Origin of the sequence: Streptomyces sp. NBC_01515 (assembly GCF_045040345.1) — a bacterium.
GTDB lineage: Bacteria > Actinomycetota > Actinomycetes > Streptomycetales > Streptomycetaceae > Streptomyces.
Genome location: NZ_CP109416.1, coordinates 3,445,986 through 3,466,204, shown reverse-complemented (window position 1 = coordinate 3,466,204; position 20,219 = coordinate 3,445,986). Strand labels below are relative to the sequence as shown.

Sequence of the window (20,219 nt, the reverse complement as noted above, 5' to 3'; positions counted from 1 at the left end):
GCCGGGCGCGGGGATTGAGGCACCCGGCACTGGCCTCGGGGTAGGGCTTGGGCGTTCGGGTTGGGGGAGGTTTCTCGCCGGGCATGGGCGTTGCGAGTTTGGGCCGGCTGGTTGCTCTGGCTGTCGGGGATCGGATGCCTCGCTGGGTGTTCGGGCCAATGGTGGTGCTGGGCAAGGGTGTTGGGGTGCCCGGAGTTGCTCAGGCGTAGCCAGCTCGCGGTGCTCGGTCGTAGCCGGTCGCCGGTCGCTTCGCGGGTCGGTCAGTCCAACGGCGTTGCCCAGCATGGGCGTTGAGGGGCCGGAGTCGCCCGGACCCGGTCTGGCTCTGTCGTTCGTAGGTGAGGGGGTACTCGCCCGGCACGGGAACCGGCCAGCCGCCCTTACCCACGGTCCGCCGCCGGCGGCGCCGCACCCCAGCGGCAAACGCCCACCCCTCAACCGGCGGTGAACGGGTGGGCGTGGGTGGGCGATTCGGCCGTGGCCCTCAGCCGAGCGGCACGCCCCGCCCCGCCCGACCCTCACCCCCGGTTACCCCCCGGAGGCTCATGCGCCGCACGCCCTGCGCCCCCAACCCCACCCCCGCCGTTCGGTGACGGATCCTCCCCCGGGATCGGTGCCGCGTCCGCCGTGTTGACGCGGGGGAGGGCGTACGGATGCTCCACGTACAGCCAGCGGATCATCTGTTCGCGGACGGTGACCCGTACCGTCCAGATGTCGTCCGCGTCCTTGGCCGTGACCAGGGCGCGGACCTCCATCGTGTTGGGGGTGGTGTCCGTGACGACGAGGCCGTAGCTGCGGCCGTCCCAGGCGGGGCAGGCGCGCAGGATTTCGCGGAGCTGGGTGCGCATCGCGTCCACCGGGGCCGAGTGGTCTACCTGGAAGTAGACGATGCCGGTCATCTGGGGGGTGCCGCGGGACCAGTTCTCGAAGGGCTTGGACGTGAAGTACGAGACCGGCATGGTGATCCGGCGTTCGTCCCAGGTGCGGACCGTCAGGAAGGTCAGGGTGATCTCCTCGATCGTGCCCCACTCGCCGTCCACGACCACCGTGTCGCCGATGCGGACCATGTCACCGAAGGCGATCTGCAGACCCGCGAAGAGGTTGGCGAGCGTTGACTGGGCAGCGACACCGGCGACGATGCCGAGGACGCCCGCCGAGGCCAGCAGGGACGCGCCGGCCGCGCGCATCGCGGGGAACGTCAGCAGCATCGCGGCGACCGCCACCACGCCGACGATCGCGGCCACCACCCGCGTGATCAGCGTCACCTGGGTCCGGACCCGGCGGACCCGGGCAGCGTCGCGGGAGGCGCGGGCGTAGCGCGCGTACGACGACTCCACGATCGCCGCCGCGACCCGGATCATCAGCCACGCGGTGGCGCCGATCAGCACCAGGGTCAGGGTCTGGCCGATGCCGATCCGGTGTTCCTCCAGCAGTTGTGCCTGGTCGTAGGAGGCTCTGAGCAGGGCCGCGCAGAGCACCAGCTGGTAGGGCACCCGGCCGCGGCGCAGCAGGCCCCACAGGGTGGTGTCGTCGTGCCGGGCGTCCGCTTTGCGCAGCAGCAGGTCGGTGACCCAGCCGATGAGCAGCGTGAGGACGACGGAGCCGCCGATGACGATCAGCGGGCGCAGTACGTTCTCCATGTGTCCGACCGTACTGGCACGATGGCTTCATGAACATCATGCTCTTCCACTCCACGTACGGTCTCCGGCCGGCGGTGCAGGGCGCCGCCGAGCGGCTGCGCGCGGCGGGCCACGAGGTGTGGACCCCGGACCTCTTCGAGGGGCATACGTTCGAGACGGTCGAGGAGGGCATGGCCTTCAACGACGGGATCGGGAAGGACGAGGTGCTGAAGCGGGCCGTGCTCGCCGCCGCCCCTTATTCGGAGCGCGGCCTCGTCTACGCGGGGTTCTCGCTCGGCGCCTCCGTCGCGCAGACCCTCGCCCTCGGCGACGAGAAGGCCCGCGGCCTGCTCCTCCTGCACGGCACCTCGGACATCGTGGCCAACGCCTCCGTCGACGATCTGCCGGTGCAGCTGCACGTCGCCGAGCCCGACCAGTTCGAGACCGACGACTGGCTCAGCTCCTGGTACCTCCAGATGGGCAGGGCGGGCGCCGACGTCGAGATCTACCGGTACGCCGGGGCCGGCCATCTGTACACCGACCCCGACCTCCCGGACTACGACGAGGAGGCCGCCGAGGCCACCTGGCGGGTGGCCCTCGGCTTCCTCGACAGCCTGTAGCGGCTGCCTACCGGGTCAGCACTTCTTGGGCGGGTTGACCAGCGACATGAAGTGACCGGACCAGACCCAGGACGTCGGCTGGGCGTCGTAGAGCCTGTACCACATCGCCCCCGAAGGGGTGTTGGTGGTCGAGCACTGGATCCGCAGGGTCGTGCCCGCCGGCTCCGTGCGGTACCGCGTCGACGAGGACGTGGGCTGGGCATATATGGGAGAGCTCTCGGCCGTGACCAGGTTCACGAACGCCGGCGCCGCCGCGGCCGTGTTCTCCAGGGCCTGAGCGGACGTCGACGTGAGCCCGGCGAAAGCCAGGGCGGCTGTGAGTACTGCGGCCTTCGTCAAAACACCTTGGGGGGTGGCCATGTGACTCCAATCATGGTTGATCTTGACGCGATGCAATGTACACATCAACGTCTGGGCCACTCCAACTGTTTTTCGGCTACACGGGGTTGTAGGTCCGCTCGACCTTCTGCGTGCCGCTGCGCGTTCGGTACGACCGCTCCCAGGACGAGGTCGCGGTCGCCGACGTGCGGTCGGACAGGACGTAGTAGTCCATCTGCGCGCGGTCGGCGGTGATGTCGAGGACGCCGTAGCCGTGGCGGTCCGTGTCGACCCAGTGGACGTGCCGGTTGGCGAGCTGGATGACCGGTGCGGCGAGCGCGGAGACCGTGCCCTCGGGGACCTTCACGATGTCGTCGAGGTTGTCGGAGGTCACGGACGTGATCACGAACTCCGTTGCCGCGGAGGGCGAGAGCGGGTACGTGCCGGCGTCCACCGGTACGTCGTTGGCCCAGGACATGTGGATGTCGCCGGTGAGGAAGACCGTGTTGCCGATCGCGTTCGAGCGCAGATGCGCGAGGAGTTCACGGCGGTCGTCGGTGTAGCCGTCCCACTGGTCGGTGTTGACGGCGAGCCCCTCCTGCGGCAGGTCCAGCAGCTTGGCGAGCGGCTTCAACAGGTCGGCGGAGAGCGCGCCGACGACGAACGGCGCGATCATCACCGAGTTGCCGACCAGCCGCCACTTGGTGTCGGACGCCTTCAACCCGGCCTTCAGCCAGTCGAGTTGGGCGCGTCCCGTGATCGTACGGTCCGGGTCGTCGACCGAACCGCTGCCCGAACTCGCCTGCTGCGAACGGAAGGAGCGCAGGTCGAGGAGCGAGAGGTCCGCCAGCTTGCCGAAGCGCAGGCGGCGGTAGGTGGTGCCCGCGATCGCCGGGCGGACCGGCATCCACTCGAAGTACGCCTGTTTCGCGGCCGCTTGACGGGCCGTCCAGGTGCCCTCCGCGCCCTCGGTGTGGTTGACCGCGCCGCCGGACCAGGCGTTGTCCGCGAACTCGTGGTCGTCCCAGATCGCTATGACCGGTGCTTTGGTGTGCAGCGCCTGGAGGTCCGGGTCGGTCTTGTACTTGCCGTGCCGGGTGCGGTAGTCGGCGAGCGTGATGATCTCGTTCAGGGGCGCGTGCTGTCGTACGACCGTGCCGCGCGCCGCGTACTCGCCGGACTTGTACTCGTAGATGTAGTCCCCGAGATGCAGCCACGCGTCCAGGTCGTTGCGGGCCGCGAGATGGCGGTACGACGAGAAGTAGCCCGCCTCCCAGTTGGCGCAGGTGACGACGCCGAAGCGCAGGCCGGTCACGTTGGCGTCCGCCGCCGGCGCGGTGCGGGTGCGCGCCGCCGGGGAGTCGGTGCCGCCGGCCGAGAAGCGGAAGAAGTAGTCGGTGGCCGGGGCCAGGCCGCGGATGTCGGCCTTGACGGTGTGGTCGGAGGCTGCGGTCGCGGTGAGCGAGCCCCTGGAGACGACGTTCGTGAACGCCTTGTCGGTGGCTACGGTCCAGCTCACCTCGGTGTCCGGGCCGAGCCCGGAGCCGGGGACCGCCTCGGCGGTGGGCGTCACCCGGGTCCACAGCAGGACGCCGTCCGGGAGCGGGTCCCCGGAGGCGACCCCGTGCAGGAAGGAGGGGGTGTCGGTGGCGGCCCTGGCGGGCAGCGCGGCGATCAGTGGGCCGGCCAGGACGGCGGTGGCGGCCGCGGCCTTGACGACCGTACGGCGGCGCGGGGAGGGCGAGTTGACGCTCTCGGGTGCTCTGTATCGACTGGTCACGAGCGAACAGGTTACTGACTGGTATTAACAAGAGCGGGCGAACTGGTGAAAGTTCGCCCGCTCTTCCGCCGGCCGTTGGTTCAGCCCTTCAGGGCCGCGTCCACCACCCTGGTGAAGTCGGCCACCGTCATGGGCGCGTTGCCCTGGGTGTCGGCGGTCAGCATCTTGCCGTTCATGACGAAGCTCGGGGTGCCCGTCACGCCGTCCTTGTTGTCGTCGAAGGTCTTCGACATGGCCATCGCCCAAGCGTCGTAGGTGCCCTTCTTGACGGCGGTCTGGAACTTCGTGTTGTTCTTCAGCGCGGAGACCGTGTTGGCGACCTTGATGAGGTAGCTGTCGTCCTTGAACTTGTCGGTCGTCTCGTCGGGGTGGTACTTCGTCGAGTACAGCGCGGTCTTGTAGTCCAGGAACGCGGTGGGGCTGACGTTCAGCGCGGCGCCCAGGGCGCTCAGCGCGTTCTTCGAGCCCTCGCCGTTGTCCTTGTTGTCGATGAACGTGCCACCGATGTACTGGATCTTGAACTTGCCGGCGTCGATGTCCTGGACGACGGTCGAGCCGACGGTCTGCTCGAACTGGGCGCAGACCGGGCAGCGCGGGTCCTCGTACTCCTTGAGGGTCTTCTTCGCGGTGGACTTGCCGATGACGACCGTCGTGCCCTTGGTGCCCGAGGTGTTGGCCGGGGCGGTGACCTTGGCGTCCTTCAGGCCCTCCCAGTAACTGGGCTTGTTGTTCTGCACGACGGCGTAGCCGATGCCGCCGGCTATCGCGAGGACGCCGACGACCGAACCGGCGACGATGATCTGCCGCTTGACCTTGGCGCGCTTGGCCTGGCGCTCGCGCTCGGCGCGCAGCCGCTCACGGGCCTGCGTCTTGGCCGCCGCGCTGTTCCGCTTGCTCATGTTGGTGATCTCCATATGGGACGCGTACACGTCGTACGCGGAATACGTGTGGGGGACTGATGTGTGCTCAGGTACCTGTGGGGTGTTCAGACCGCGGGCAGGACCGAGCACGGCGGTCCACGCCGTCCCAGGGAGTGCACCAGCAGCCGCTCACGGGCGGTGGCCACGCAGTGCGTGGCGCGCGGCAGCCGGCGGACCGGCGCGGTGCGTCGGGCCGACACCGCGGCGACGGCCAGCAGCAGCGGGCGGAAGCCCACCGCCGTTGCCGCGCGCAGCAGTTCGGACAGGGCGCGCTCGCCGCGGCGCAGATAGGCGGCGGCCAGCAGGCCCACGCCGATGTGCGCGCCGAGCAGCAGCCAGGCGGCGGTGGCGTCGGTGTGCGCGAGCAGTGCCGCCGCCTGATGGGGATCGCCGGTCACGCGGGCCAGCGAGGTGCCCACATCACCGCCGCTGCACAGCACGTCCAGGCCGACCGCGCGCAGCGGTCCGGCGACCGGGCCGCCCGCCCTGCCGTAGCAGGCGTGCTGGCCGGTGGTGAAGACCGTGTCGGCGGCCAGCTCCAGCGGGATCAGCAGTGCGGCGATCCGGCCGAAGCCGCGCTCGCGGCCCGCGAGCGCGTAGGCGATCACGAACACGGTGGCGGCGATCGCCGCCACCGTGCCGAGCGGAAGCGGAACCCGGGACAGCAGCACGTGCGACGCGGTGCTGAGCGTCACGACCAGTGCCGTGAACAGCGCCGCGCGTACGGCCCTGAGCTGGATCCCGGATATGTCCATAGCGGAGGAGAGTCTGTCATGTGCTCCGGTAAGGGACCCCTAAAGGGTTCCTGTGAGCGTACGGATGGTTACAGACCCGGAATCCGGCCGTTGCGGAACAGGTCGACGAAGGTCTGGTGGTCGGCACGCGCGCGTGCGCCGTAGCTGTGCGCGAAGTCGACGAGCACGCCCGCGAAGCCGTCCTCGTCGGCCGCGATCGCCGCGTCGATGGCCCGCTCCGTGGAGAACGGCACCAGGGACTCGCCGGACTGGTCGTCGGCCGCCGCGTGCATCGTGGCCGTGGCCCGCCCGAGGTCGGCGACGACGGCGGCGATCTCCTCCGGGTCGTCGATGTCGCTCCAGTCCAGGTCCACCGCGTACGGCGACACCTCGGCGACCAGCTGCCCGGTCCCGCCCAGCTCCGTCCAGCCCAGCCACGGGTCCGCGTGCGCCTGGAGGGCGCGCTGGGAGATCACCGTGCGGTGGCCCTCGTGCTGGAAGTAGTCCCGGATCGCCGAGTCCGTGATGTGCCGCGAGACGGCCGGCGTCTGGGCCTGCTTGATGTAGATCACCACATCGTTCTCCAGGGCGTCGCTGTTGCCCTCCAGAAGGATGTTGTACGACGGCAGCCCGGCCGAGCCGATGCCGATGCCCCGGCGGCCGACGACGTCCTTGACGCGGTAGGAGTCGGGGTGGTCCAGGGAGGACTCGGGAAGCGTCTCCAGGTAGCCGTCGAAGGCCGCGAGGACCTTGTAACGGGTCGCCGCGTCCAGCTCGATGGAGCCGCCGCCCGGCGCGAACCGGCGCTCGAAGTCACGGATCTCCGTCATCGAGTCCAGCAGCTCGAAGCGGGTCAGCGAGCGGGCCGTGCGCAGCGCGCCCAGCAGCGGGCCGTCGGCCGTGTCCAGCGTGAACGGCGGCACCTCGTCGCTCTTCGCACCGGTCGCCAGCGCGTGCACCCGCTCGCGGTACGCGCCCGCGTAGACCTGCACCAGCTCGGTGATCTGCTCGTCACTGAGCGCCTTCGCGTACCCGATCAGCGCGACGGAGGCGGCGAAGCGCTTGAGGTCCCAGGTGAAGGGGCCGACGTAGGCCTCGTCGAAGTCGTTGACGTTGAAGACCAGGCGGCCGTTCGAGTCCATGTACGTGCCGAAGTTCTCGGCGTGCAGGTCGCCGTGGATCCACACGCGCGAGGTGCGGTCGTCCAGGTACGGGCCGCCCCGCTTCTCGGCATCGAGGTCGTGGTAGAAGAGGCACGCCGTGCCCCGGTAGAACGCGAACGCCGAAGCTGCCATCTTGCGGAACTTCACGCGGAACGCGGCCGGGTCGGCGGCCAGGAGCTCGCCGAAGGCGGTGTCGAAGACGGCAAGGATCTCCTCGCCGCGGTGCTCGTCGTTGAGCTGCGGAACCGACATCGCTCTGTGCCTCCTGGTACGGGTGGTGCGTGACATGTGACGGGTCTGTCGTCACTTTCCAACGCTTGAAGGTACGTGGGAGTGCCCGCCGTGTGTCAGTGGCGAGGCATAGGATTCGGTCTCGTCCCCCCAGACCGCCCGCCGCATTTTGTCGATCGTTTCCCCTGGAGGCCAAGCCGTGTCAAAGCCGCCGTTCACGCACCTGCACGTCCACACCCAGTACTCGTTGCTGGACGGTGCCGCGCGGCTGAAGGACATGTTCGACGCGTGCAACGAGATGGGCATGAGCCATATCGCCATGTCCGACCACGGCAACCTGCACGGGGCCTACGACTTCTTCCACACGGCGAAGAAGGCGGGCGTCACACCGATCATCGGCATCGAGGCGTACGTCGCCCCGGAGTCCCGGCGCAACAAGCGCAAGATCCAGTGGGGCCAGCCGCACCAGAAGCGCGACGACGTGTCCGGTTCCGGTGGTTACACCCACAAGACGATCTGGGCGGCGAACAGCAAGGGTCTGCACAACCTCTTCAAGCTGTCCTCGGACGCGTACGCCGAGGGCTGGCTCCAGAAGTGGCCGCGCATGGACAAGGAGACCATCTCCCAGTGGTCCGAGGGGCTCATCGCCTCCACCGGCTGCCCCTCGGGCGAGCTGCAGACCCGGCTGCGCCTGGGCCAGCCCGAAGAGGCGCTGAAAGCCGCCGCCGAGTACCAGGACATCTTCGGCAAGGACCGCTACTTCCTGGAGCTGATGGACCACGGCATCGAGATCGAACGCCGGGTCCGTGACGGCCTGTTGGACATCGGCAAGAAGCTCGGCATCCCGCCCCTGGTGACGAACGACTCGCACTACACGTACGCGCACGAGTCGGTCGCGCACGACGCCCTGCTCTGCATCCAGACCGGCAAGAACCTCTCCGACCCGGACCGCTTCCGCTTCGACGGCACCGGCTACTACCTGAAGTCCACCGACGAGATGTACGCCGTGGACTCCTCGGACGCCTGGCAGGAGGGCTGCCGCAACACCCTCCTGGTCGCCGAACAGATCGACACCTCCGGCATGTTCGAGGCGAAGAACCTCATGCCGAAGTTCGACATCCCGGACGGCTTCACGGAGATCACCTGGTTCAAGGAGGAGGTCCGCCGCGGGATGGAGCGCCGCTTCCCGGGCGGCATCCCCGACGACCGCCAGAAGCAGGCGGACTACGAGATGGACGTCATCATCCAGATGGGGTTCCCGGGCTACTTCCTCGTGGTCGCCGACTTCATCATGTGGGCGAAGAACAACGGCATCGCGGTCGGCCCCGGCCGTGGTTCCGCGGCCGGCTCGATCGTCGCGTACGCCATGGGCATCACCGACCTCGACCCGATCCCGCACGGCCTGATCTTCGAGCGGTTCCTCAACCCCGAGCGCGTCTCCATGCCCGATGTCGACATCGACTTCGACGAGCGCCGGCGCGTCGAGGTGATCCGGTACGTGACGGAGAAGTACGGCGCCGACAAGGTCGCCATGATCGGCACCTACGGCAAGATCAAGGCCAAGAACGCCATCAAGGACTCCGCGCGCGTGCTGGGCTACCCGTACGCGATGGGCGACCGGCTCACCAAGGCGATGCCCGCCGACGTCCTCGGCAAGGGCATCGACCTCTCCGGCATCACCGACCCCAAGCACCCCCGCTACGGCGAGGCGGGCGAGATCCGCGGGATGTACGAGAACGAACCGGACGTCAAGAAGGTCATCGACACCGCCAAGGGCGTCGAGGGCCTGGTCCGGCAGATGGGCGTGCACGCGGCCGGCGTCATCATGTCCAGCGAGCCCATCGTCGACCACGCACCGGTGTGGGTGCGCCACACCGACGGTGTGACCATCACGCAGTGGGACTACCCGCAGTGCGAGTCGCTCGGCCTGCTGAAGATGGACTTCCTGGGCCTGCGCAACCTCACGATCATGGACGACGCCATCAAGATGGTGAAGTCCAACAAGGGCATCGACCTGGAGATGCTCGCCCTCCCGCTGGACGACCCCAAGACCTTCGAACTGCTCTGCCGCGGCGACACGTTGGGCGTCTTCCAGTTCGACGGCGGCCCGATGCGTTCGCTGCTGCGCCAGATGCAGCCCGACAACTTCGAGGACATCTCCGCCGTCTCGGCCCTGTACCGGCCCGGCCCGATGGGCATGAACTCGCACATCAACTACGCCGAGCGCAAGAACAAGCGGCAGGAGATCACGCCGATCCACAAGGAGCTGGAGGAGCCCCTTGAGGAGGTCCTCGCGGTGACCTACGGCCTGATCGTGTACCAGGAGCAGGTGCAGAAGGCCGCCCAGATCGTCGCCGGTTACTCGCTCGGCGAGGCCGACATCCTGCGCCGCGTGATGGGCAAGAAGAAGGCCGACGAACTGGCGAAGAACTTCACCATCTTCCAGGCCGGCGCCCAGAAGAACGGCTACAGCGACGAGGCGATCCAGGGCCTGTGGGACGTCCTGGTCCCCTTCGCCGGCTACGCCTTCAACAAGGCGCACTCCGCCGCGTACGGCCTGGTCTCGTACTGGACCGCCTACCTGAAGGCCAACTACCCGGCCGAGTACATGGCGGCGCTGCTCACCTCGGTCAAGGACGACAAGGACAAGTCCGCGATCTACCTGAACGAGTGCCGCCGCATGAAGATCAAGGTGCTCCCGCCGAACGTCAACGAGTCGGTGCACAACTTCGCCGCCCAGGGCGACGACGTGATCCTCTTCGGCCTGGAGGCCGTGCGCAACGTCGGCACGAACGTGGTCGACTCGATCATCAGGTCCCGCAAGGCGAAGGGGAAGTACGGCTCCTTCCCCGACTACCTGGACAAGGTCGAGGCCGCCGCCTGCAACAAGCGGACCACCGAATCCCTCATCAAGGCCGGTGCGTTCGACACCCTGGGGCACACCCGCAAGGGCCTCACCGCGCACTTCGAGCCGATGATCGACAACGTGGTGGCGGTCAAGCGCAAGGAGGCCGAGGGGCAGTTCGACCTCTTCGGCGGCATGGGCGAGGAGGACACCAGCGAGCCCGGCTTCGGACTCGACGTGGAGTTCACCACCGACGAGTGGGAGAAGACGTATCTCCTCGCGCAGGAGCGGGAGATGCTCGGTCTGTACGTCTCCGACCACCCGCTCTTCGGCCTGGAGCACGTGTTGTCCGACAAGGCCGACGCGGGCATCGCCCAGCTCACCGGAGGTGAGCACTCGGACGGCGCGGTCGTCACCATCGGCGGCATCATCTCGGGCCTCCAGCGCAAGATGACCAAGCAGGGCAACGCCTGGGCGATCGCCACCGTCGAGGACCTCGCGGGCTCCATCGAGTGCATGTTCTTCCCGGCGTCCTACCAGCTGGTGTCGACCCAACTCGTCGAGGACACCATCGTGTTCGTCAAGGGCCGCCTCGACAAGCGCGAGGACGTGCCGCGCCTGGTCGCGATGGAGATGCAGGTCCCGGACGTGTCGAACGTGGGCACCAACGCGCCCGTGATCCTCACCATCCCGGCCACCAGGGTCACGCCGCCGATGATCAGCAGGCTCGGCGAGATCCTCAGCCACCACCGGGGCGACAGCGAGGTCCGCATCAAGCTCCAGGGCCCGACCAAGACCACGATCCTGCGCCTGGACAAGCACCGGGTGAAGCCCGACCCGGCGCTGTTCGGCGACTTGAAGGTGCTGCTCGGCGCGGCCTGCCTGGCCGGCTGAGCGACCGCACGACCGAGGGGCGCGTCCGCCAACGGACGCGCCCCTCGGTGTATGCCTGGATCTCGACAACCCTGTATACGGAGATCAGTTGTGGCCGAAGCGCTTCTCCCGGCCCTTGCGGGCCATGTCGCTCGGAGTCGCCTGGGTTATGCGCTGTTCGGCCTGGTCCTGTGCTGAGGACGACCTGGTCTCCTCCGAACCGCGCTCGGGTGCCGAGGACTTCTGCTGATCGCGGTTGTTCTTCCTGTTCTTGGCCATGGTGATCTACCTCCTGAAGGGATCTCGGGGCCAGGATCGGGATCAGATTCACATAGGCTGATAGAGATCGCATTTCGGATAATTACGGTCTGTGACAGGGTTGGTAGAGGAGTCGAGTCCGCAAACGCCACGCCGAAGATCGAGTTCGGGCCGTTAAGCCCTGCGCGGTCGGGCAGACTCGAAGCAAGCCCGAAGCAAACCGACCGGGAAGAGGGTGAGTCGCGTGGACCGCTGCATCGTCCTGGTGGACGCCGGGTATCTGCTGGGGGCCGCAGCAAGTCTCCTCGCCGGAGAGCCCTCGCGTTCCAGGATCACCGTCGATCACGCCGCCCTCATCCAGGGTTTGCGCGAGCGAGCCGAGTCCGACACGGAACGACCCCTGCTGCGCATCTACTGGTTCGACGGCGCCCCCGACCGCGTCCCGCAGCCCGAGCACCGCAGGCTGCGCGTGATGCCCCGCGTGACCGTCCGCCTCGGCGCCCTGACCCGCAGCGACGGCCGCTGGGCGCAGAAGGGCGTCGACGCCGCCATGCATGCCGAGCTGACCGAGCTGGCCCGCAACCGCGCCTGCTCCGACGTCGTGCTCGTCACCGGTGACGGCGACCTGCTGCCGGGCATGATGGCCGCCAAGGAGCACGGCGTCGCCGTACACCTCTGGGCCGTGCAGGCCGCGGACGGGGACTACAACCAGTCCGAGGACCTGGTCGCCGAGGCCGACGAGCGGCGGGTGCTGGACCGGACCTGGATCACCAAGGCCGTACGGGCGAAGGATCTCGGCGGGGTGTGCGCGCCGCCGCCCGTGCCGCGGCCGGAGATCGCCGCGATCCTGTCCGCGCCGCTGCCGGAATCCGCGCCGAGAGCGGCGCGCGAGCGGGCCCCGGAGGAGGGCGAGCACGCGACCGCCGAGGCCGGCTCGGAGAACGGTTCGCAGGAGCGGGTGCCCGCGCACAAGGGCGTGCCCACCCCGAAGGACCTGGCGAGCCTGAAGGCCCCGGGTGCCGCCGCGCCCGCGCAGCAGCCCGCGAGCGCGACCCTGCGCTGGTCCTCCGACAAAGGGTGGGTCGACCGGCCGGGCGGCGCCGCCGAGCCGCCCGAGGTCGCCTCGATGCCGACGCTGGCGCAGCTGACCACCGCCGAGCAGCGCTGGGCCGACCGCGAGGAGGACATCACCACGGTCGGCGGCGACCCCTACGAGGTGGGCCAGGTCTTCGCCCGCCGCTGGATGGGCCGCCTCGGCGACCACGGCACCCACCTGCAGAAACTGTCCGGGATGTACCCGCGCGTCCCGCACCGCATCGACGGCGAACTGCTGCGCTACGCCGCCCGGTTCGGCCTCCTCGCGCACAAGGACGACCAGATCGACGAGCACGACCGGTACGCGATCCGGGCCGGTTTCTGGCGCGAGATCGACGTACGGACGGCGGCCGAGCACGCCTCTGCCGGAGAGTGAGCGGAGCCGGCCGGTCCGGTGGCCGGGCGGCCTCGCGGCGGGACGGCTTTACCGGCGATTGTGCCGTTCTCGACCGACCCGCGAACGGGCGGGGCTCCCGGACCCCGTAGTCTCGTCCCGTGAGTACGCGCGCGGGAGTGGCACTTCGACACGGTGATGATGTCGTGTGCGCGGTGCGCGGGCTCAGCAAGACCTATCCGGCGGTGCGCGGCCGACGCGGTGCGCCGGGAACCCCCGAGGTGCGGGCCACCGACGACGTGACCCTCGACATCCGCCGGGGCGAGATCTTCGGACTCCTCGGGCCGAACGGCGCCGGCAAGTCCACCCTCGTACGCCAGCTGACCGGGCTCATGCGGCCCGACGCCGGCAGCGTCGAGATCCTCGGCCACGACATCGTGCGCCACCCGGAGCGGGCCGCGCGGATCCTCGCCTACCTCGGCCAGGAGTCCTCCGCGCTCGACGAACTCACCGTGTCGCTCGCCGCCGAGACCACCGCCCGGCTGCGCGGCCTGGACCTGCGCGAGGCACGGGCCGAGCGGGACGCCGTACTGGACGAGTTGGGGCTTACGGCCATTGCCGGGCGGCCGTTGAAGAAGCTGTCCGGTGGGCAGCGGCGGCTGGCGTGTGTGGCCGCCGCGCTGGTCGGGGAGCGGTCGCTGCTGGTGCTCGACGAGCCGACCACCGGGATGGATCCGGTGGCGCGCAGGGCCGTGTGGTCCGCCGTCGACCGGCGCCGGGCCGAGCGCGGGACCACCGTGCTGCTCGTCACCCACAACGTCATCGAGGCCGAGACCGTCCTCGACCGGGTCGCCGTCCTCGACCAGGGCAAGGTCATCGCCTGCGACACCCCCGCCGGGCTCAAGGAACAGGTCGCGGGCGAGGTGCGGGTCGAGCTGGTGTGGCGGGAGAAGCCGCCGCTGGACGTCCCGGAGGTCGCCGCGCTGCGGGACCGGGCCGTAGAGTCCGGCCGCCGGTGGACGCTGCGGCTGGCCCCGGAGGAGGCCCGGGTGGCCGTCGCCACGGTGACCGGCGGGGCCGCGTTCGCCGCCCTGGACGACTTCACCCTGGCCACGCCCAGCCTGGAGGACGTGTATCTGGCACTGGGCGGAATCGCGCAGGGGCTGGTGAAGGCATGAGTACACGGGCCGTCGTATCCGTATGGGACAGGGCGACTGCCGTTGTGTCCCTTGTATCCCTATGGGACAGAACGGCTTCCGGCGTCGAGAGGAGCAGCGCGACGTGAGTGTCGTATCCGCCGATGTTCTGCCGAGTGGCCCCCTGGCCGTGCCGGAGGCCACCGCCTCGGGCGCGGCCGAGCTGGGGCCGAAGGCCCGGCTGTGGCCCTCCATGGCCGCCGTGTACCGGGCCCAGCTGTCCCGGGCGCGGGTCGCGCGGATCCCGCTGCTGTTCGTGGCGACCTTCCAGTCGGTCGGCATCCTGATCATGATGCGCGGGGTCGTCGACGGCGGGAGCCACGACGCCCAGTTCGTCGTCGCCGGCTCGTCCGTGCTCGTCGTCGCCTACGTCGGGCTCAACCTGCTCGCGCAGTACTTCGGGCAGCTGCGCGGCAGCGGCGGGCTCGACCACTACGCCACCCTGCCGGTGCCGCCCGCGGCCGTGGTGCTGGGCGCGGCGGGGGCGTACGCCTCCTTCACCGTGCCCGGGACCGCGCTCACCGCTGTCTTCGGGTGCGTGCTGTTCGGGCTGCCGATGGGGAACATCTGGATCCTGGCGGCGGTGATCCCGCTCGCCGGGGCCGCGCTCGCCGGGCTCGGGGCGGCCCTCGGGCTGCTTGCGCCTCGCCCTGAACTCGCCACGCTGCTCGGGCAGTTGGGCATGTCCGCCGCGTTGTTGCTGGGTGTGCTGCCCGCCGATCGGATGCCGGACGCGGTGCGGTTCCTGCGGGACCTGGTGCCGTCCACCTACGGCGTGGAGGCGTTCGCGCAGACGTTCGGGGCGCATCCGGACTGGGCGCTCGTCCTCGGTGACCTCGCGGTATGCGCCGGGGTCGGGGTCGTTTCGCTGGCCGTCGCCGCCTGGGCGTACCGCCGGGCTGCCGTCCGGTGACGCGCCGCACAGCCGGGCCTGGCACGATGGCACTGTGACCGCACCGCTGACTCCGCCTCCGCCGCCGCGTGACCAGTCCTCCCCGCACGATGCGTGGCAGCCGCCGGGTGACCCGAACTCCCCGAGCGACCCGGGTGCCGGGTATCCCGTGCCCGCCGTTCCGCAGGAGGCGTCCTACGGCCAGGACGGGCCCGGGATCAAGACCGAGCTGATCGAGGCCGTCGTCGTCACGGTCGCCTCGGCGGTCGGTGGGCTGTTGCTCGGGGTGTTGTGGTGGTGGCTGGCGCCGCATGTTCCGTTGGTCGGGGACGTGGTCGACAAGAGCTGGGTCGTCTACCTCAAGGACTCCGAGGGCGAGCAGGCCGTGGGGGTGGACGGAACGTTCACTCTGCTCGCGGTCGCTTTCGGGGTCGTGAGCGCGCTGGTCGTCTTTCTGCTGCGGCGGCGTGGGGGAGTGCCGCTGGTCGCCGCGCTGACCCTGGGCGGGCTGCTCGCTTCCTTCATCGCCTGGCGGCTGGGGATGTGGTTCGGGCCCACCAAGGATGTGCTCGCGCACGCCAAGGCCGTGGGCAAGGGGGTCACGTTCTCCGCGCCGCTGAAGTTGGGGGCGAAGGGGGCGTTGCTGGCCTGGCCGGTTGCCGCGCTGGTCGTTCACCTGGGGCTGACGGCGTTGTTCGGGCCCCGGGATCCTGAGCCGGGGTATGTGCAGCAGGGGGTTGGGCCTACGGATGGGTACGGGGCTCCGCTGGCCTAGGGGATTTCGCCCCCGCCGCCCCTACCCGTCCCGTCCCCAGGGGCTGCCGCCCCTTCCGCCCCGCCCTGGGGGCTCCGCCCCCAGACCCCCATCGGCCTGAACGGCCTCGTCCTCAAACGCCGGACGGGCTGGATGCGGCAGGCCTGTGCCGAGAGGCACCGGACCCTACGCCGGCCGGCGTCCGTGATTGGCCCTGTGTTTCCGTACGCGCCACTTTCGTTTCCGCGTTTTCTTCGACATGCCTCTCGTGCTTAACCGAGGACGGGCACGGCGTCGAGAGGCTACGCACGGCCGATGGGGGCCAGTACCGCGGACGTGAGGGTTTTCAGGTCCTCGGGGGAGAGTTCCACCTCCAGGCCGCGGCGGCCGGCCGAGACGCAGATCGTGGGGTGGGCGGTGGCGGAGGCGTCCAGGACCGTGCGGAGTTTTTTGCGTTGGCCCAGGGGGGAGATGCCGCCCCGGACGTAGCCCGTGGTGCGTTCGGCGAGGGTCGGGTCGGCCATGGTCGCGCGTTTGCCGCCCACCGCCGAGGCGAGCGCCTTCAGGTCCAGCTGGCCTGCCACCGGGACTACGGCGACCGTCAGCGTGCCGTCCACGTCAGCCAGCAGGGTCTTGAAGACCCGGTCCGGGGAGACGCCCATCGCCTCGGCCGCCTCCTCGCCGTAGGAGGGGTGGGACGGGTCGTGGTCGTAGGCGTGGAGGTCGTACGGCACCCCTGCGGCTGTCAGGGCGACTGTCGCCGGGGTGCTGCCCGACTGTTGTTGTCTTGGCTTCTTCGCCATTGAATTGTCCGGTTTCCGGGGTCAGTTCAGGCTTGTCGGGCCTCGGGTCAGGTCCGATGCCGGGAGGGACGGGAGGTTGCGGATGATGGCCGTCTCGGAGCGGAGGAGTTTCAGTTCGTCGCGGAGGCGGGAGGCGGTGTCGGGGGCCTGGAGGAGGCGTTGTTTCGTCGCCGTGTCGAGCATCATCGCGGCGGCTACCAGGTAGGAGACGACGGCCGGCTCGTCGGGGAGTTCGGCCTCGCCCGTCGACAGGGTGCGTTCGCGGGCGCCTGCCAGGCGCTTCTGGTACTGACGGAACGCGCGTAGCACGCCCTCGGCCAGCGCGCCCGCCTCGTCGCCCTTCTCCTCGGGCAGCTCCTCCAGCTCGGCCGTCAGGAACGGGCCCGAGACGTCCACGGAGAGCAGTCGCATGCGGGTCGTGCCCGTCGCCAGTACCTCGAAGGTGCCGTCGGCGCGCTCGCGGATGGTGGCCGCGTCGGCGACGCAGCCCACGGAGTGGAAGGCCTTGAGCGGGTCGGGGCCGAAGCCGGCCGTGGGGCCGCGTTCGGGCACGGCCGTCTGGTCGGGCATGCCCGGGGCGGTCGATGCCACCTCGTGGCCGTCGCGGATGGCCACGACGGCGAATCGGCGCGAATCCTCCTCAGGGGTCTTGAGCAGATCGCGCATCATGGCGCGATAGCGCTCCTCGAAAATGTTCAGAGGAAGCACGAGCCCCGGGAACAGAACCGAGTTCAGGGGGAAGAGCGGCAGCCGGACGGTGGTCACGGCGCAAAAGCCTAATGGTCCCCGGAGCGGGCACGTCCGTCGTGCTCACTCCGTGGATACCCGGCGGCGTCCTCGAAGGCCCACGGCTGCGTCGGAATCGCCCGCAGAGCGGGGGGAACCGGGCCGCCTAGGGGGACGTCCGAGGCCACCGCCATGCGTACGCCGTCCCGGATTTCCAGGAACTGGCCCAGCGGGTCGTCCGAGATCCGGTCCCAGGGGAACGACGTGGCGTACGGGCCGATCAGGCGGAGCTGGTCCAGCGCGTCCGTCCAGCGTTCGAGGCGGATGAGGACGTAGGTGAGGAGGTTGCGGACCTCGGCGGGCCACGGGTCCGCCGCCGCGTACCTGGCCGAGAGGGCGATGGCCAGGTCGGCCGCCGAGTCCAGGCGGGCGCGGGGCACCGTAGGAGCGCAGCCGTCGGTCAGGCAGGCGAAGGCCGCGCGTACCGGCAGGGCCTGGACGAGTGAGCCCGGCAGGGCGTCCTGGGCGGCCGGTTCGGCGAAGTCGAAGCACTCGCGGTGGGAGCAGCGGGCGGTGTGGGGGGTGTCGCCCCACTGCGCGCAGCAGGCCGCCGACAGGTACTGGAGGGCCGCCACATGGCAGCCGTAGTGGTGCGGGGAGCGGCGGACCGCCTCGCCCCACAGCCGTTCGAACTCGGCGTGCCCGGCGTTCGTGCCCCGTGCCTGGTCCAGCGCGATGCGCCACGGCACCGGGTCGAGCGGGGCGGCCTCGGCCGCCGCCGTGATCAGCGGGCTCAGTTCGCGGAGCAGTTCGGCGCGGGCCGGTGACTCCCAGCCGCGGTCCATCGCCAGCTGGGCCGCGAGGAGGAGCGCGTCCGGGTCCTGCGGGACGGCCGCGCACCAGTCGTCCAGCCACTCGGGGCGGCTGCGGGCGAACGCGGCGAGCCGGCGCGTGTGGCGGTCGCGGTCCTCCCACGCGGCGGCGGCGCGGGTGGCGGCCAGCAGTTCGGAGGCCGGCCCGTACTCGCCGCGCCCGGCCGCGACCAGCGCGGGGCCGAGCCGGTCGTCGGGCGCGTCGAGGAGGACCTCGTCGTCGGCCGGCAGCCCGGCGGCGAGCCGCGAGGTGTTCCTTGCCATCCGGGCGGTGCGGATGAACGCGCGCAGCAGAGCCATGGTGCCGACCATTGAAAGACCGCCGATCCGGAGTGCGCCAGACCGTTTGACCACCCGACTGAAAGTTGTACGCGCTTCGGTCAAGCCCAGGTAAAAGGTGACTGTTGCTCAACTGTTCGAGTGCTGTGCGCGGGCCCCCGCAGGAAGGGTTCTAGCCGCGTCTGAGCAGCCGTGTGGCGCCCGCCGCGACCGTCGTGGCCAGGATCCACCCCAGCAGGATCAGCGCCACCGACAGCCACTGCCAGCCGCCGTGCAGCTGCCACTGGCCCGCCTGCCCCAGGTCGATCACCGGCAGCAGCAGGTCCAGCGCGAGCAGGGCGGGGCTCCACGGCGGATGCCCGTTCGCGTTCACCGGCGCGTGGCCGGCGTGCGCGAAGGCCAGCGAACTGGCCGCCCACAGCACCGCCATCCATACGGCGGCCCGGCCCGGCCGGTACCCGTAGGCGACCGTCCAGTCCTGCACGACCCCCCACACCTTGGCCGCGACCGGCAGGCTCTCCCGGCGCCGCCGCTGCTTGGCGAGCAGCACCTCACGCGCGTCCTCGTCCTCACCGGCGTTGCGCAGCACGGCCGCGAGCCGCTCGTACGGCTCCGGGGCGTACTCGGCGGTCGCCGCCGCCACCCAGTCGAGGCGGGCGTCCAGCGGGAACGGGCCCTGCGGTACGAGGTTCTCGTACACGAAGCCGCCCATGTGGAGGTTGCCCGGAGCCGGCCAACTGGTCGCCGCGTCGATCAGGTTGACCACCCGCGCCCCCGACAGCACCACCTTCCCGCGCTGCGGCCGCTCCCCGAGGAAACGCAGCTCGGGCGCCTGTATCCGCAGCAGCGACAGCTCCTGGTCGTCCGTGAACGTGAACCGGGCCCGCTCCAGGTCCACCGCGTCCCCGAACCGCCCGTCGTCCAGCCGCACCCCGCCCTGGCACGCGAAACGCTGAATGCGGGTCCCGCGCGCGGGAGTTGTGCCGGTCAGCCAGGGACCGCCGACACCGGCCGGGGTCAGGTACAGGGTGCGGCCCACGGTCAACTGGGGCGCGTTCAGGGCGAGTCGGCTGTACGGGTTCGCCAGCCGGGCGCCGCGCAGGCTCAGCGAGACGCCCACCTTGGCGCTGCGCAGGCTCAACTCACCGTGCGATTCGAGGAGTTCGGCCTGCAGGTCCTGTCCTACGGTCATGCCGTCGGCGGCGATCGAACGGCCGGTGCGGTCCCGGTAGACGATCGCCTGGTTCAGCAGCAGATCGGTGCCGATGTGCGCGTCGGTCAGCCGGACGCCGTTGTGGAAGCGGCAGCGCGGCAGATGCAGGTCACCCTCCGTGTGCACCCGCGCCGCCTCCAGCCGCGGCACCGAGCAGTTCACCAGCCGCACGGTCTGGAAGCGGGCCTCCGGCAGCAGCACCTCCCGCTCGAAACGGCAGCCCTTCAGCTCGACGTACGGCGTGACGGTGCCGCCCGCCAGGTCCAGGACGCCGCTGATCTGCACGCCGGTGAGTTTCAGGGAGGCCACCCGGCCCGACAGCGCGGGCGGGCCGTCGAGGAGCAGCCAGCACACGAACCTGGCCCGCACGGTCCGCTCTGGGCCCCACGGATGTCCGCCGTGCGGATCGTCGACCACACTGTCGCCGCTGCTCAGGTCGTACACGCTGCCGTTGCGGAAGGCCTGCCACATACCGGCCTCGGCGGCGGTCGCATCGTCCGGGACATCCCCCGCGCGGATCCCGACACCCTCGGTCACTGCTTTTTCATCCCTCTCAACTACTCACGGGTTTCGCACAGCTGTTCATGCCCGCTCCGTGACGCCCGGAACACTAGACGTGAGGGGGATCTTCAGGGTTCCGGCCACGTTCTGTATCAGCCATTGATATGCGTGAGCAGGGCCCGATCCCGGTCTG

Annotated in this window: 17 protein-coding genes; 6 read left to right on the top strand and 11 right to left on the bottom strand. The window is 70.1% G+C overall.

From position 1 onward, the window contains the following. Positions 1 to 518 precede the first annotated feature (518 nt). Positions 519 to 1,640 carry a mechanosensitive ion channel family protein gene (locus OG407_RS15350; RefSeq protein ID WP_405858477.1) on the bottom strand — a complete coding sequence of 374 codons (1,122 nt, stop codon included), beginning with the start codon at positions 1,638 to 1,640 and terminating at the stop codon, positions 519 to 521. Between the two features lie 29 nt (positions 1,641 to 1,669). Between OG407_RS15350 and OG407_RS15345 the strand changes: the two genes are divergently transcribed. Continuing rightward, a complete protein-coding gene (locus tag OG407_RS15345; RefSeq protein WP_405858475.1) occupies positions 1,670 to 2,239 on the top strand; it encodes a dienelactone hydrolase family protein in 570 nt (189 codons plus the stop codon). Between the two features lie 15 nt (positions 2,240 to 2,254). Here OG407_RS15345 and OG407_RS15340 read toward each other — a convergent pair whose 3' ends face one another. The 5 genes from OG407_RS15340 to OG407_RS15320 all read right to left on the bottom strand — a co-directional run bounded on the left by OG407_RS15340 (position 2,255) and on the right by OG407_RS15320 (position 7,406). Further along, positions 2,255 to 2,578, bottom strand: a complete 324-nt coding sequence (locus OG407_RS15340) for a hypothetical protein (RefSeq protein WP_405858473.1) — start codon at positions 2,576 to 2,578, stop codon at positions 2,255 to 2,257. Positions 2,579 to 2,675: 97 nt separating this feature from the next. Beyond that, positions 2,676 to 4,337 carry an alkaline phosphatase D family protein gene (locus tag OG407_RS15335; RefSeq protein WP_405858471.1) on the bottom strand — a complete coding sequence of 554 codons (1,662 nt, stop codon included), beginning with the start codon at positions 4,335 to 4,337 and terminating at the stop codon, positions 2,676 to 2,678. An 80-nt stretch (positions 4,338 to 4,417) separates the two neighbouring features. Then, positions 4,418 to 5,236, bottom strand: coding sequence for a DsbA family protein (locus tag OG407_RS15330; RefSeq protein ID WP_403595322.1), 819 nt, complete (start codon positions 5,234 to 5,236; stop codon positions 4,418 to 4,420). Positions 5,237 to 5,322: 86 nt separating this feature from the next. After that, entirely contained in the window at positions 5,323 to 6,012 is a 690-nt protein-coding gene (locus OG407_RS15325) for a hypothetical protein (protein ID WP_405858469.1), read from the bottom strand. A gap of 68 nt (positions 6,013 to 6,080) precedes the next feature. After that, positions 6,081 to 7,406, bottom strand: a complete 1,326-nt coding sequence (locus OG407_RS15320; protein WP_327404754.1) for a DUF2252 domain-containing protein — start codon at positions 7,404 to 7,406, stop codon at positions 6,081 to 6,083. A gap of 178 nt (positions 7,407 to 7,584) precedes the next feature. On the opposite strand from OG407_RS15320, the gene dnaE reads away from it, so the two are divergent. Further along, positions 7,585 to 11,124, top strand: a complete 3,540-nt coding sequence (gene dnaE, locus OG407_RS15315; protein WP_403595328.1) for a DNA polymerase III subunit alpha — start codon at positions 7,585 to 7,587, stop codon at positions 11,122 to 11,124. Between the two features lie 84 nt (positions 11,125 to 11,208). Here the strand turns inward: dnaE and OG407_RS15310 are convergent, their stop codons facing one another. Continuing rightward, positions 11,209 to 11,382 (bottom strand): hypothetical protein, encoded by a 174-nt coding sequence (locus OG407_RS15310; RefSeq protein WP_328683905.1) that lies wholly within the window; start codon positions 11,380 to 11,382, stop codon positions 11,209 to 11,211. A 223-nt stretch (positions 11,383 to 11,605) separates the two neighbouring features. Here OG407_RS15310 and OG407_RS15305 point away from each other — a divergent pair, with 223 nt between their 5' ends. From OG407_RS15305 to OG407_RS15290, 4 genes are all read left to right on the top strand, one after another. Beyond that, a complete protein-coding gene (locus OG407_RS15305) occupies positions 11,606 to 12,832 on the top strand; it encodes an NYN domain-containing protein (RefSeq protein WP_405858466.1) in 1,227 nt (408 codons plus the stop codon). A 164-nt stretch (positions 12,833 to 12,996) separates the two neighbouring features. Next, positions 12,997 to 13,968 carry an ABC transporter ATP-binding protein gene (locus tag OG407_RS15300; RefSeq protein ID WP_403595636.1) on the top strand — a complete coding sequence of 324 codons (972 nt, stop codon included), beginning with the start codon at positions 12,997 to 12,999 and terminating at the stop codon, positions 13,966 to 13,968. A gap of 103 nt (positions 13,969 to 14,071) precedes the next feature. Then, positions 14,072 to 14,899 carry an ABC transporter permease gene (locus OG407_RS15295; protein ID WP_328683907.1) on the top strand — a complete coding sequence of 276 codons (828 nt, stop codon included), beginning with the start codon at positions 14,072 to 14,074 and terminating at the stop codon, positions 14,897 to 14,899. Positions 14,900 to 14,933: 34 nt separating this feature from the next. Next, positions 14,934 to 15,653 carry a DUF2567 domain-containing protein gene (locus OG407_RS15290; RefSeq protein ID WP_403595334.1) on the top strand — a complete coding sequence of 240 codons (720 nt, stop codon included), beginning with the start codon at positions 14,934 to 14,936 and terminating at the stop codon, positions 15,651 to 15,653. A gap of 281 nt (positions 15,654 to 15,934) precedes the next feature. Here OG407_RS15290 and ybaK read toward each other — a convergent pair whose 3' ends face one another. From ybaK to OG407_RS15270, 4 genes are all read right to left on the bottom strand, one after another. Beyond that, positions 15,935 to 16,435 carry a Cys-tRNA(Pro) deacylase gene (gene ybaK, locus OG407_RS15285; RefSeq protein WP_405858463.1) on the bottom strand — a complete coding sequence of 167 codons (501 nt, stop codon included), beginning with the start codon at positions 16,433 to 16,435 and terminating at the stop codon, positions 15,935 to 15,937. A gap of 21 nt (positions 16,436 to 16,456) precedes the next feature. Then, complete coding sequence (locus OG407_RS15280) at positions 16,457 to 17,200, bottom strand: LON peptidase substrate-binding domain-containing protein (protein WP_405858461.1); 744 nt, start codon at positions 17,198 to 17,200, stop codon at positions 16,457 to 16,459. Between the two features lie 11 nt (positions 17,201 to 17,211). Then, positions 17,212 to 18,333 carry a hypothetical protein gene (locus OG407_RS15275; RefSeq protein WP_405858459.1) on the bottom strand — a complete coding sequence of 374 codons (1,122 nt, stop codon included), beginning with the start codon at positions 18,331 to 18,333 and terminating at the stop codon, positions 17,212 to 17,214. A 151-nt stretch (positions 18,334 to 18,484) separates the two neighbouring features. Then, a complete protein-coding gene (locus tag OG407_RS15270) occupies positions 18,485 to 20,062 on the bottom strand; it encodes an oxidoreductase (protein ID WP_405858457.1) in 1,578 nt (525 codons plus the stop codon). Positions 20,063 to 20,219: the final 157 nt, after the last annotated feature.

Coding starts and splice junctions, on each gene's coding strand:
- OG407_RS15350 (WP_405858477.1), bottom strand. CDS start 1,640: ATGGAGAACGTACTGCGCCCGCTGATCGTCATCGGCGGCTCCGTCGTC.
- OG407_RS15345 (WP_405858475.1), top strand. CDS start 1,670: ATGAACATCATGCTCTTCCACTCCACGTACGGTCTCCGGCCGGCGGTG.
- OG407_RS15330 (WP_403595322.1), bottom strand. CDS start 5,236: ATGAGCAAGCGGAACAGCGCGGCGGCCAAGACGCAGGCCCGTGAGCGG.
- OG407_RS15325 (WP_405858469.1), bottom strand. CDS start 6,012: ATGGACATATCCGGGATCCAGCTCAGGGCCGTACGCGCGGCGCTGTTC.
- OG407_RS15320 (WP_327404754.1), bottom strand. CDS start 7,406: ATGTCGGTTCCGCAGCTCAACGACGAGCACCGCGGCGAGGAGATCCTT.
- OG407_RS15310 (WP_328683905.1), bottom strand. CDS start 11,382: ATGGCCAAGAACAGGAAGAACAACCGCGATCAGCAGAAGTCCTCGGCA.
- ybaK (WP_405858463.1), bottom strand. CDS start 16,435: ATGGCGAAGAAGCCAAGACAACAACAGTCGGGCAGCACCCCGGCGACA.
- OG407_RS15275 (WP_405858459.1), bottom strand. CDS start 18,333: ATGGCTCTGCTGCGCGCGTTCATCCGCACCGCCCGGATGGCAAGGAAC.